2 protein-coding genes are annotated in these 14,244 nt (G+C 61.8%); both read left to right on the top strand.

Annotated features, from left to right (window positions below):
* Window positions 1-141 precede the first annotated feature (141 nt).
* Window positions 142-13,125 carry a non-ribosomal peptide synthetase gene (locus tag NHU87_RS23130; protein WP_253552746.1) on the top strand — a complete coding sequence of 4,328 codons (12,984 nt, stop codon included), beginning with the start codon at window positions 142-144 and terminating at the stop codon, window positions 13,123-13,125.
* A gap of 195 nt (window positions 13,126-13,320) precedes the next feature.
* Entirely contained in the window at window positions 13,321-14,133 is an 813-nt protein-coding gene (locus NHU87_RS23135) for an alpha/beta fold hydrolase (RefSeq protein WP_253552747.1), read from the top strand.
* Window positions 14,134-14,244: the final 111 nt, after the last annotated feature.

A 14,244-nucleotide genomic window follows, 5' to 3' on the forward strand; every position in this document is an offset into this window, starting at 1 on the left:
GGTTGCGGGCACAAACCCCGGCCAGAACAGCATTCCCAAGCCTTGCGCGGTCGGCGAAGACCGCGTCCTGCATACCCAATGAATGGGTGTGACGAACGAAAACCGATTCCACTTGCAAGCCGAATTCAGGCAGGAAACCTCATGACCGACGCGTTCGAACTCCCCAGCACACTGGTCCAAGCCCTTCAGCGCCGCGCGGCCCTGACGCCGGACCGGGTGGCCTTGCGTTTTCTCGCCGAAACCCAGGATCAGGCTGTGGTGCTCAGTTATCGTGAGCTTGATCAACGGGCACGAATCATTGCCGGTGCGTTGCAGGCCAAGTCATCGTTTGGCGATCGCGCGGTGCTGCTGTTTCCCAGCGGCCCGGATTACGTCGCGGCGTTTTTTGGCTGCCTGTACGCAGGTGTAATCGCGGTGCCGGCCTATCCGCCTGAATCGACCCGACGTCATCACCAGGAACGTCTGCTGTCGATCATTAGCGATGCCGAGCCGCGTTTGCTGCTGACCAGTGCCGACCTGCGCGACGCGTTGCTGCAGATCAACGAGGCGCCGCCGCTGCTGTGTGTCGACACCCTCGACAGCGCCTTGGCCGAACGCTGGGTCGCGCCGGACTTGCATGGCGAGCACATCGCCTTCCTGCAATACACCTCCGGCTCCACCGCGTTGCCTAAAGGTGTGCAAGTCAGCCACGGCAACCTGGTGGCCAATGAACTCTTGATTCGTCATGGCTTTGGCATCGATCTCAATCCCGACGACGTGATCGTCAGCTGGTTGCCGCTGTACCACGACATGGGCCTGATCGGTGGCTTGTTGCAGCCGATTTTCAGCGGTGTGCCGTGTGTGTTGATGTCGCCGGCGTACTTCCTCGGCCGGCCATTGCGCTGGCTGGAAGCGATCAGCGAATACGGCGGCACCATCAGCGGCGGGCCTGACTTCGCCTATCGACTGTGCAGCGAACGGGTCAGCGAAGCAGCGCTGGAACGCCTCGACCTGAGTGGCTGGCGCGTGGCGTACTCCGGTTCCGAACCGATTCGCCTCGACACCCTGGAACGTTTCGCCGAGAAGTTCGCGACCTGTGGTTTTACGTCGGACAGCTTCATGGCCTCTTACGGCCTGGCGGAAGCCACGCTATTCGTGGCCGGCAGCCCGCGCGGCCAGGGCATTCCATCGTTGCGTGTGGATGATCAGGCACTGGCGCAGAACCGAGCCGAGCCGGGCGATGGCAATCCGATCATGAGTTGCGGCATCAGCCAGCCGGATCACGCGGTGCTGATTGTCGATGCCGTATCGCTTGAAGAGCTCGCCAATAACGCGATCGGTGAAGTCTGGGCTGCCGGGCCGAGCATCGCCCATGGCTACTGGCGCAACCCCGAAGCCACGGCCAAGACTTTTGTTCAGCACGCCGGCCGCACCTGGCTGCGCACCGGCGATCTGGGCTTTCTGCGTGAGGGGGAATTGTTCATCACGGGGCGTCTGAAAGACATGCTGATCGTGCGCGGTCACAACCTCTATCCGCAGGACATCGAGCAGACCATCGAGCGTGAAGTGGAGGTGGTGCGCAAAGGTCGCGTGGCCGCGTTCGCGGTCAATATCGAAGGGCAGGAAGGCATCGGCATCGCCGCGGAAATCAGCCGCAGCGTGCAGAAAATCCTGCCACCCGAGGCGCTGATCAAAGCCATCCGTCAAGCGGTGGCCGAGGCGTATCAGGAAGCGCCGAGCGTGGTGGTGTTGCTCAATCCGGGGGCGCTGCCGAAGACGTCCAGCGGCAAGTTGCAACGCTCGGCGTGCCGCAATCGCCTGGCCGATGGCAGCCTCGACAGCTATGCGCTGTTCCCGTCAGCAGGCATCGCAAGCACGCCTGAAACCAATACCGACTCAGAGCTGCAAACCCTGATCGGCCAGATCTGGTGTGAGCAATTGCAGGTCAAGCAGGTCAGCGCCGATGACCATTTCTTCCTGCTCGGCGGCAACTCCATCGCCGCCACTCAAGTGGTCGCACGCCTGCGTGAAGCGTTGGGGCTGGAGCTGAGTCTGCGCCTGTTGTTCGAAGCGCCGACCCTCGGCGCATTCGCTGTCGCGGTTGCCCGGCAACAACAGGATGGCGGCGTGGCCCAAGGCGCGATCATGCCCTTGTCGCGCAACGAAGCCATGCCGCAATCCCTGGCGCAAAACCGTTTATGGATCACTTGGCAACTCGACCCGCAGAGCAGTGCGTACAACATTCCCGGTGCCTTGCGTCTGCGCGGCGAACTGGACGAAGACGCCTTGCGCGCCAGTTTCCAGCAACTGATCGAACGTCACGAATCCCTGCGCACGCGGTTTTTCGAGCGTGATGGCGTAGCCCTGCAACAGGTCATAGCTGCCGGCGAATTCACCCTGCAAGTGATTGACATCAGCGACCTGCCAATCGTCGAGCGTGAAGCCCGCGCGCAGCAGATCCGCGAGGACGAAGCCCGCACCCAGTTCGATTTGGAAAAAGGCCCGCTGCTGTGGGTGACCCTGGTGCGCCTCGGCGATGAGGACCATCAACTCTTGGTGACGATGCACCACATCATCGCCGATGGCTGGTCGATGAACGTGCTGATCGACGAGTTCTCGCGGCTGTACGCAGCCGCTTCTCAAGGCCAGACCGCCAGCCTTCCAGCGTTGCCGACACAATACGCCGACTACGGCAGTTGGCAGCGTCAGTGGTTGGCGCAGGGGGAGGGCGAGCGTCAACTCGCTTACTGGAAAGAGCAGTTGGGCGAGGAGCATCCGACCCTGAGCCTGGCCACCGATCATCCGCGTTCGGCGCAACACATTCACAGCGCCGCCCGCCACACGCTGCGTTTGGACGCCAACCTGAGCGATGCCATTCGCCAGACTGCCCAGCACCATGAATCGACGCCGTTCATGCTGTTGCTCGCGGCATTCCAGAGTCTGTTGCATCGCTACAGCGGCCAACGCGACATCCGCATCGGTGTGCCGAATGCCAACCGTCCACGCCTGGAAACCCAGGGGCTGATCGGCTTCTTTATCAATACCCAGGTGCTGCGCGCCGAGGTGGATTCGCGACTGCCGTTCGTTGAGTTGCTGGCACAAACCCGTCAAGCCGCATTGGGTGCGCAAGCGCATCAGGATCTACCGTTCGAACAACTGCTCGAAGCCTTCCCGCAGGCCCGCGAGCAGGGTCTGTTCCAGGTGATGTTCAACCATCAGCAACGGGATCTCAGTGCACTGCGTCGCTTGCCGGGGCTGCTCGCCGAAGAACTGCCGTGGCACAGCCGCGAAGCCAAGTTCGACCTGCAACTGCACAGTGAAGAAGACCGCAATGGTCGCCTGAGCCTGTCGTTCGACTACGCCAGCGAGTTGTTTGACGTAACGACCATCGAGCGACTGGCCGAGCATTTCGCCAACCTGCTGCGCGATGTCTGCGAGCATCCGCAAAAGTCCATCGGCGACCTGCAATTGCTGACCTTGAGCGAGCACGATCATCAATCCGCCTGGAGCGCCGCACCGTGTACACCCGCCAATCAATGGCTGCCGGAGTTGCTCAACGAACAAGCACGCCAGACCCCGGAGCGCACCGCACTGCTGTGGGACGGTGGCAGCCTGGACTTCGCCGAACTGCACGCCCAGGCCAATCGCCTGGCGCATTACCTGCGCGACAAAGGCGTCGGCCCGGACGTGTGCGTGGCAATCGCCGCCGAGCGTTCGCCGCAGTTGCTGATCGGCTTGCTGGCGATCATCAAGGCCGGCGGCGCGTATGTGCCGCTGGACCCGGATTACCCGGCCGAACGCCTGGCCTACATGCTCAGCGACAGTGGCGTCGAGTTACTGCTGACCCAAACCGAATTACTCGATCGCTTGCCGGCCACTGACGGCGTCAGCGTGATTGCCATGGACGCTCTGCATCTGGAGAAATGGCCAAGCCATGCGCCCGGTCTGCACCTGCATGGCGACAACCTGGCCTACGTGATTTATACCTCCGGTTCCACCGGACAGCCGAAGGGCGTTGGCAATACTCACGCGGCGCTCGCTGAACGCCTGCAATGGATGCAGAACACCTATCGCCTGAACGAAACCGACGTGCTGATGCAAAAAGCGCCGATCAGTTTCGACGTGTCGGTGTGGGAATGCTTCTGGCCGCTGATCACCGGGTGCCGCCTGCTGCTTGCCGGCCCCGGCGAACACCGCGATCCGTACCGCATCGCGCAATTGGTCCAGCAATTCGGCGTGACCACACTGCACTTCGTACCGCCGTTGCTGGCGTTGTTCATCGACGAACCGCTCAGCGCCGAATGCACCAGCCTGCGGCGGCTGTTCTCCGGCGGTGAAGCCTTGCCCGCCGAACTGCGCAACCGCGTACTGGAACACTTGCCGGCAGTGCAACTGCACAACCGCTACGGCCCGACCGAAACGGCGATCAACGTCACTCACTGGCACTGCACAACGGCTGATGGCGAGCGCTCGCCGATTGGCCGGCCATTGGGCAACGTGCTGTGCCGCGTGCTCGACAGCGACCTCAATCCGGTACCGGCCGGTGTGCCGGGTGAACTGTGCATCAGCGGTATCGGTCTGGCCCGCGGCTATCTGGGCCGTCCGGGCCTGACCGCCGAACGCTTCGTGGTCGATCCGCTGGGCGAGCAGGGCGCACGTCTGTACCGCACCGGTGACCGTGCGCGCTGGACCGCCGACGGTGTGATCGAATACCTCGGCCGTCTCGATCAGCAAGTCAAACTGCGTGGTTTTCGTGTCGAGCCGGAAGAAATCGAAGCGCGTCTGTTGGCGCAGTCTGGCGTCGCCCAAGCGGTGGTGCTGGTACGCGAAACGGCGGCCGGTGGGCAGTTGATCGGTTACTACACCGCCACTGAATCCAGCGAAACCATCGATGCTCAAACCGCGCGCCTGAAAACCGCGCTGGCCGCTGAGCTGCCGGAATACATGGTCCCGGCGCAACTGATGCGCCTGGAAAAAATGCCGCTCAGCCCGAGCGGCAAACTCGACCGTCGCGCCTTGCCGGAACCTCAGTGGCAAGTCCGCGAGCACGTCGAACCAGTGACTGCTCTTGAGCAACAAATCGCCGGTATCTGGCGTGAAGTGCTGGGCCAAACACAAATCGGCCTGCGCGATGACTTCTTCGCCCTCGGCGGCCACTCGCTGCTGGCCACGCAAATCATTTCCCGCACCCGCCAGGCCTGCGACGTCGAGTTGCCGTTGCGGGCGCTGTTCGAGGCCAGTGAACTGGGCGCTTTTGCCGAACAGGTTCGCTTGATCCAGGCCAGCGGCAAAACCAACAAGCAACCGCCGATCGAGAAGGTCGATCGCAGCCAAGCGGTGCCACTGTCCTATTCTCAGCAACGCATGTGGTTCCTCTGGCAGATGGAACCGGACGGCCCGGCCTACAACGTCGGCGGCATGGCGCGATTGCGCGGCGTGCTGGATGTCGGGCGTTTCGAAGCGGCGCTGCAGGCGCTGATCATGCGTCACGAAACCCTGCGTACGACGTTCCCGAGCGTCGATGGCGTGGCCCGGCAACAGGTTCATCCAGACACTCGCCTGCGCATGGACTGGAAGGATTTCACCACGCTGGATGCCGATGGCCGCGAATGGCAGGTCCAGCAACTGGCCGATGACGAAGCCCATAAGCCTTTCGATCTGGAAACCGGGCCGCTGCTGCGTGCTTGCCTGGTCAAGACCGCCGAGCAGGAGCATTACTTCGTCCTGACCCTGCACCACATCGTCACCGAAGGTTGGGCGATGGACATTTTTGCCCGGGAACTGAGCGCGCTCTACGAAGCGTTCGTCGATGATCGCGATTCGCCGCTGCAACCGCTGCCGGTGCAGTACCTGGATTACAGCGTGTGGCAGCGTCAGTGGCTGGAATCCGGCGAATGTCAGCGCCAGCTCGATTACTGGACCGCGCAACTGGGCCGTGAACATCCGCTGCTGGAACTGCCGGCCGATCGTCCGCGTCCGCCGGTGCAAAGCCATCAGGGTGAACTGTTCCGCTTCGACCTCAGCGATGATCTCGCGGCGCGGGTTCGTGCCTTCAACGCAGACAACGGTCTGACCCTGTTCATGACCATGACTGCCGCGCTGGCCGTGCTGCTTTACCGCTACAGTGGCCAGACCGATCTGCGCATCGGTGCGCCGGTGGCCAACCGCATTCGACCGGAAAGCGAAGGGCTGATCGGCGCGTTCCTCAACACTCAAGTGCTGCGTTGCCAGCTCGACGGGCAGATGTCCGTCGGCGAGTTGTTCGAGCAGGTTCGCCACACCGTGATCGAAGGCCAGTCCCATCAGGACCTGCCGTTCGATCATCTGGTGGAAGCCTTGCAGCCACCGCGCAGCGCGGCTTACAACCCGCTGTTCCAGGTGATGTGCAACGTGCAGCGCTGGGAATTCCAGCAGAGCCGAGCCCTGGCCGGGATGACTGTCGAGTACCTGGCCAACGATGCTCGAGCCACCAAGTTCGACCTTAATCTGGAAGTCACCGACCTCGACCATCGCCTCGGTTGCTGTCTGACTTACAGCACTGATTTGTTCGATGAACCGCGCATTGCACGCATGGCCGCGCACTGGCGCAATCTGCTGGAAGCGTTGCTCGTTGATCCGCAACAGCGCCTCAGCGAACTGCCGCTGCTGGAAGCTACCGAACAGCAAAACCTGCTCGACAGCCTCGGCATTGAGCCGGGCGAGCATCGCCTCGATCAATGCATCCATCACCTGTTCAGCGAACAGGCGCTGGTGCGCAAGGACGCGCCGGCCCTGACGTTCGCCGGGCAAACCCTGAGCTACGCTGAGCTCGACAGCCGCGCCAATCGTCTGGCCTGGATGCTGCGCGAGCGCGGTGTCGGGCCGCAGGTTCGGGTTGGCCTGGCCTTGGAGCGTTCACTGGAAATGGTCATCGGCCTGCTGGCGATCCTCAAGGCGGGCGGCGCCTATGTGCCGCTGGACCCGGAATACCCGTTGGACCGTTTGCACTACATGATCGAAGACAGCGGCATCGGTTTGCTGCTCAGCGATATGTCGATGTTCGCGGCCCTCGGTGAATTGCCAGCCACTGTCGCCCGCTGGTGCCTGGAAGAAGACGCCGCTGCGCTGGCCAACTACCCGGCCAGCGAACTGCCGTTTATCAGCCTGCCACAGCATCAGGCGTACCTGATTTACACCTCCGGCTCCACTGGTAAACCGAAAGGCGTGGTGGTGTCCCACGGTGAAATCGCCATGCACTGCCAAGCGGTCATTGAACGGTTCGGCATGCGCCCGGACGATTGCGAGTTGCACTTCTATTCGATCAACTTCGATGCCGCGACTGAACGTCTGCTGGTGCCGCTGTTGAGCGGTGCGCAGGTTGTCCTGCGTGCTCAAGGCCAGTGGGATGCGCAAGAAATCTGCGGGCTGATTCGTCGGCACAACATCAATATTCTTGGTTTCACCCCAAGCTACGGCAGCCAGCTGGCGCAATGGCTGGCAACCCAGGACGAAACCCTGCCAGTGCGCATGTGCATCACCGGCGGCGAGGCCCTGACGGGCGAACACTTGCAACGGATTCGCGCGGCGTTCAAACCGGGCCTGTTTTTCAATGCTTACGGCCCAACCGAAACTGTGGTCATGCCGCTTGCCAGTCTGGCGCCCGAGCAACTGGAAGAAGGGTTGGGCAGCGTGCCGATTGGCAGCGTGATTGGTGCTCGCGCCGCCTACATCCTCGACGCCGATCTGGCGTTGGTGCCGCAAGGCGCGACGGGCGAATTGTATGTCGGCGGTGCTGGTCTGGCGCAGGGGTATCACCAGCGTCCGGGCATGACTGCCGAACGGTTTGTTGCCGATCCTTTTGCAGCGAACGGCGGACGTTTGTACCGCACCGGTGACCTTGTCCGTCAGCGTGCCGATGGGCTGGTCGAGTACCTCGGCCGCATCGATCATCAAGTGAAGATCCGTGGTTTCCGCATCGAACTGGGCGAGATCGAAACCCGTTTGCTGGAACACGAATCCGTGCGTGAAGCGGTGGTGCTGACCCTCGATGCACCGAGCGGCAAGCAATTGGTCGGCTACCTGGCTACCAACATCGCCGAACAGGATGAAGCGCAACAAACCGCACTGCGCGAAGCGTTGAAGGCGCACCTCAAATCGCAGTTGCCGGATTACATGGTACCGATGCACCTGATCCTGCTGGTCAGCATGCCGCTGACCGCCAACGGCAAGCTCGACCGCCGTGCACTGCCGGCCCCGGACCCGGAGCTGAATCGTCAGCAGTACGTGGCGCCGAGCAACGAACTTGAGCTGACGCTGGCGGGCATCTGGTGTGAAGTGCTGAATGTCCAGCAGGTCGGCCTCAACGACAACTTCTTCGAACTGGGCGGCGATTCGATTCTGTCGATCCAGGTGGTCAGCCGTGCGCGGCAGCAGGGCATCCATTTCAGCCCGCGTGATCTGTTCCAGCACCAGACTGTGCAAACCCTCGCCGCCGTCGCGACCCGCGCCGAGCAGATCACCGCCGAGCAAGGTTTGCTGAGCGGTGAATCGCGTTTGACGCCGATTCAGCATTGGTTCTTCGACACTGAAATCCCCCAGCGTCAACACTGGAACCAGGCGTTGCTGCTGGAGCCGACCATGGCGCTCGACCCTCATCGTCTGGAGCAAGCGCTGCTGGCAGTGATCGAACAGCACGACGCCTTGCGCCTGCGCTTTACCGAAGTCGCCGGCCATTGGCAGGCCGAGCACCAGGCGGTTTCCGACGCCGCAGTGCTGTGGCAAGTGCACGTGCCGACCATGGACAAATGCGTGGCGCTGTTCGCCGATGCCCAACGCAGCCTCGACCTCGAGCAAGGGCCGCTGATGAGGGCACTGCTGGTGGATGATCCCGAAGGGCAACAACGGCTGTTCATTGCCATTCACCACTTGGTGGTGGACGGGGTGTCGTGGCGGATGCTGTTGGACGATCTGCAAACGGTTTATCGTCAACTCGAGTCGCGACAGTCGGTAAAACTGCCGGCGAAAACCAGCAGCTTCAAGGACTGGGCCGCACGGTTGCAGGCTTATGCCGGCAGCGAATCCCTACGGGAAGAATTGAGCTGGTGGCAGGCGCAACTGGCCGGCCCAAGTGCTGAATTGCCGTGTGATCGTCTGCAGGGTGGTCAGCAAAATCGTCACGCGCAAACCGTCAGCGTGCGCCTCGACAGCGAGCGTACCCGCCAACTGCTGCAACAGACTCCGACGGCCTATCGCACTCAGGTCAATGATCTGCTGCTGACCGCATTGGCCCGTGTGCTGTGTCGCTGGAGCGGTCATGAGTCGGCGTTGATTCAACTCGAAGGTCACGGCCGCGAAACGCTGTTCGACGAAATCGACCTGACCCGCACCGTGGGCTGGTTCACCAGCGCCTATCCGCTGCGCCTCACACCCGTGAGTGAACAGGGTGCGTCGATCAAGGCGATCAAGGAACAACTGCGTGCGGTGCCGCACAAAGGCTTGGGTTATGGCGTGCTGCGTTACCTGGCCGATGGCGTGTGCCGTCAGGCCATGGCCGCGTTGCCGGTGGCGCCGATCACCTTCAACTACCTGGGCCAGTTCGACCAGAGCTTCGGCAGTGATGCACTGTTCCGTCCGCTCGATGAACCGGTGGGCGCGGCCCACGATCCACACGCGCCGTTGCCTAACGAGCTGAGCGTCGACAGTCAGGTCTACGGCGGTGAGTTGGTGCTGCGCTGGACCTTCAGTGCCGAACGCCACGATCTGCAAACCATCACCGCACTGGCAGAAGCGTATCTGGGCGAGTTGCAAAGCCTGATCCAGCATTGCCTGAGCGACAACGCGGGCGGCTTGACGCCGTCGGACTTCCCGCTGGCCAAATTGACTCAGCCGCAACTCGATGCATTGCCAGTGCCAGCGGCGATGATCGAAGACGTTTACCCGCTGACCCCGATGCAGGAAGGCATGCTGCTGCACACCTTGCTCGAACCGGGCACCGGCCTCTATTACATGCAGGATCGCTATCGCATCAACAGCGAGCTCGATCCGCAACGTTTCGCCCAAGCCTGGCAAGCGGTGATCGCCCGACACGAAGCCTTGCGCGCATCGTTCTGCTGGAACGTCGGCGAAGACATGCTGCAAGTGATCCACAAGCCGGGCAGCACGCCGATCGAATATCTGGACTGGAGCGCGGTTGCCGAAACCGAGCAAGAGCCGAGGTTGCAGGCGCTGCTGAAAAGCGAGCGTGAGGCCGGTTTCGATCTGCTCAACCGGGCACCGTTCCACCTGCGCTTGATCCGCGTGGGCGCGGCGCGTTACTGGTTCATGATGAGCAACCACCACATCCTCATCGATGCCTGGTGCCGTTCGTTGCTGATGAACGATTTCTTCGAGATCTACACCGCCCTCGGCGAAGGCCGCGAAGCGCAGCTGGCTGTGCCGCCGCGTTATCGCGATTACATCGGTTGGCTGCAACGCCAGAGTCTGGCCGAAGCGCGACAGTGGTGGCAGCAGAACCTGCGAGGTTTCGAGCGCACCACGCCGATTCCGAGTGACCGGCCGTTCCTGCGTGAACATGCCGGCGACAGCGGCGGCATGATCGTCGGCGACCGCTATACCCGACTGGATACCCGCGATGGTGCGCAATTGCGCGAACTGGCTCAGGCCCATCAGCTGACCATCAACACCTTCGCCCAGGCGGCGTGGGCGCTGGTGCTGCGTCGCTTGAGCGGTGATCGCGACGTGCTGTTCGGCGTCACGGTGGCCGGGCGCCCGGTGGACATGCCGCAGATGCAACGCACAGTCGGGCTGTTCATCAACAGCATCGCCCTGCGGGTGAAAATGCCCGAAGACGATCAGCGTTGCAGCGTTCGCCAATGGCTCAGCGGTTTGCTCGACAGCAACATGCAACTGCGTGAGTACGAATACCTGCCGCTGGTGAGCATCCAGGAAAACAGCGAACTGCCCAAAGGCCAGCCGCTGTTCGACAGCCTGTTCGTATTCGAAAACGCGCCGGTGGAAGTCTCGGTGCTGGACCGTGCGCAGAGCCTCAACGCCACCTCGGATTCGGGCCGTACCCACACCAACTTCCCGTTGACGGCGGTGTGTTATCCGGGCGACGACCTTGGTTTGCACCTGTCCTACGACCAGCGTTATTTCGACGACTCCACGGTCGAGCGCATGCTCGGTGAATTCAAGCGCCTGCTGCTGGCGCTGGTCGAAGGCTTCCATGGCGACATGGCCGACCTGCCGTTGCTGGGTACCGAGGAACAGGATTTCCTGATTCATGGCTGCAACCAGAGCGAACACGACTACCCGCTGGAGCAGAGTTATGCCTCATTGTTCGAAGCGCAGGTTGCCGAGCATCCGCAGCGAATTGCCGCCAGTTGCCTGGATCAGCAGCACAGTTATGTCGAGCTGAACCAGCGCAGCAACCGTCTCGGCCATGCGCTGATTGCGGCCGGCGTCGGCCTGGATCAACCGGTGGCGCTGCTCGCCGAACGTAACCTCGATCTGCTGGGCATGATCATCGGCAGCTTCAAGGCCGGTGCCGGTTACCTGCCGCTGGACCCGGGCCTGCCGAGTCAGCGCTTGAGCCGGATCATCGACCTGAGCCGCACGCCGTTGTTGGTTTGTACTCAGGCGTGTAGTGAACAAGCCATTGCGTTGCTGGAAGAGTTCGGTTGTGCCAACCGACCTCGATTGCTGGTCTGGGAAGAGGTGCAGGCGAGCGATGTTTCGGTGGCCAATCCGGGCATTTACAGTGGCCCGAACAACCTCGCCTATGTGATCTACACCTCGGGTTCCACCGGCCTGCCGAAGGGCGTGATGGTCGAGCAGCGCGGTATGCTCAATAACCAGTTGAGCAAGGTGCCGTACCTGAAACTGAGCGAGGCGGATGTGATCGCCCAGACCGCCTCGCAAAGCTTCGACATTTCGGTCTGGCAGTTCCTCGCGGCACCACTGTTCGGCGCTCGGGTGGACATTGTGCCGAACAGCATCGCCCACGATCCGCAAGGCTTGCTGGCCCATGTTCAGAGCCAGGGCATCACCGTGCTGGAAAGCGTGCCGTCGCTGATTCAGGGCATGCTCGCCCAGGACCGTATGAGCCTCGATGGCCTGCGCTGGATGCTACCGACCGGTGAAGCGATGCCGCCGGAACTGGCGCACCAATGGTTGCTGCGTTACCCGGACATCGGCTTGGTCAACGCCTATGGCCCGGCGGAATGCTCGGACGATGTGGCGTTCTTCCGCGTCGATCTGGCTTCGACGCGCGGCAGTTATTTGCCGATTGGCACGCCGACTGACAACAACCGTTTGTACCTGCTCGATGGTGCGCTGGAGTTGGTGCCATTGGGAGCGGTGGGGGAGTTGTGCGTGGCCGGCACCGGCGTGGGACGCGGCTATGTGAGCGATCCGTTGCGTACCGCTCAGGTGTTTGTGCCGAACCCGTTCGGCGCACCGGGGGATCGCCTGTATCGCACCGGCGACCTCGCCCGACGTCGCAGTGACGGCGTGCTGGAATACGTTGGGCGCATCGACCATCAAGTGAAGATTCGCGGTTACCGCATCGAACTGGGTGAAATCGAGGCCCGTCTGCACGAGCAAGCGGAAGTTCGCGATGCAGCGGTGGGTGTGCAGGAAGGCGTCAACGGCAAGCATTTGGTCGGCTATCTGGTTGCAGCAGACTCGGCACTGAATCCAAACGAACGACTGGAGCGTATCAAGCAACGTCTGCGCGCCGAATTGCCGGAATACATGGTGCCACTGCACTGGTTGTGGCTCGACAAACTGCCGCTCAACGCCAACGGCAAACTCGATCGCAAGGCCTTGCCGGCGCTGGAAATCGGCCAATTGCAGAGCCAGGACTATCAGGCGCCGCGCAATGAGCTGGAACAGACCCTGGCGGATATTTGGGCCGAGGTGTTGAAGGTCGAGAAGGTCGGCGTGCGTGACAACTTCTTCGAGCTCGGCGGGCATTCGTTGCTGGCCACACAGATCGCCTCGCGGGTGCAAAAAGCCCTGCAACGCAACGTGCCGCTGCGGGCGATGTTCGAGTGCAGCACGGTGGCGGAGCTGGCCGAGTACATCGACGGGTTGGCGGCGAGCGACATTACCGAGGAGAAGGTGGATCGGTTGAATGACCTGATGGCGGAGTTGGAGGGGCTGTAGTTCTTTAGCGTCAGTGAGGGACTCTTCGCGGGCAAGCCTCGCTCCTACAGGGATCCGCGCAAATCCTGTAGGAGCGAGGCTTGCCCGCGAAGACGTCATCACAGACATCACAAAGCTGCGGGTTGACTGCCGGTCCCATGCGGCTCAGTCTTCCTGTGCTTTTTTATGGATCTTATTTCATCAGGGAGACAGTCGATGCCCTTCGTAACGGTTGATGGACAAGCGCTTCACTACATAGATCAAGGCACAGGCCCTGCGGTTCTGCTGGCCGGCAGTTACCTGTGGGACCAGGCCATGTGGGCGCCACAGATTACGGCGCTGTCACAGCATTATCGGGTCATCGCCCTGGACCTGTGGGGCCATGGCGAATCCGGGCGGATGCCCGAGTGCATGACGTCGCTGGATGACGTAGCGCGCCAGGCACTGGCATTGCTCGATCATCTGGACATCGATCGCGTCACGCTGGTTGGTCTTTCGGTGGGTGGCATGTGGGGCGTTCGACTGGCGCTGTCGGCGCCGCAACGGCTCAATGGGCTGGTGCTGATGGACACCTATGTCGGCGTCGAGCCGGAACCGACCCGCCAATACTATTTCTCGCTGTTCAAGCAAATCGAAGACACGGGTGTGATTTCGTCGCAGCTGCTCGACATTATTGTGCCGATCTTCTTCCGTCCGGGCATCGATCCGCAATCGGCGCTGTATCAGGATTTCCGCGCCAGACTGGCTGCGCTGCAGGCCGACCGCCTGCGTCAAAGCATCGTGCCAATGGGGCGGATTACCTTTGGTCGTGATGATTTGTTGCCGCGGTTAGCCGAGTTGAATCCTGACACCACGCTGTTGATGTGCGGCGATCAGGACAAACCGCGGCCGCCGTCGGAAACCAAAGAAATGGCCGAGTTGATCGGTTGCCCGTATGTGCTGGTGCCGGAGGCAGGGCATATCTCCAATCTGGAGAATCCGGCATTCGTCACCGAGGCGCTGCTGAAGTTTTTGGCTGAGAGAACTTAGTCGATCAGGAGGACGCCTTCGCGGGCAAGCCTCGCTCCTACAGGATTTGTGTGCTTCGCGATTATTGCGAACGACTCAAATCCTGTAGGAGCGAGGCTTGCCCGCGAAGGG

This window comes from Pseudomonas mandelii (assembly GCF_024138395.1).
In the GTDB taxonomy this organism is placed as follows: domain Bacteria; phylum Pseudomonadota; class Gammaproteobacteria; order Pseudomonadales; family Pseudomonadaceae; genus Aquipseudomonas; species Aquipseudomonas mandelii_E.

What these genes read in the sequence shown, in the direction of transcription:
- NHU87_RS23130 (WP_253552746.1), top strand. Translation starts at nt 142, where the DNA reads ATGACCGACGCGTTCGAACTCCCCAGCACACTGGTCCAAGCCCTTCAG.
- NHU87_RS23135 (WP_253552747.1), top strand. Translation starts at nt 13,321, where the DNA reads ATGCCCTTCGTAACGGTTGATGGACAAGCGCTTCACTACATAGATCAA.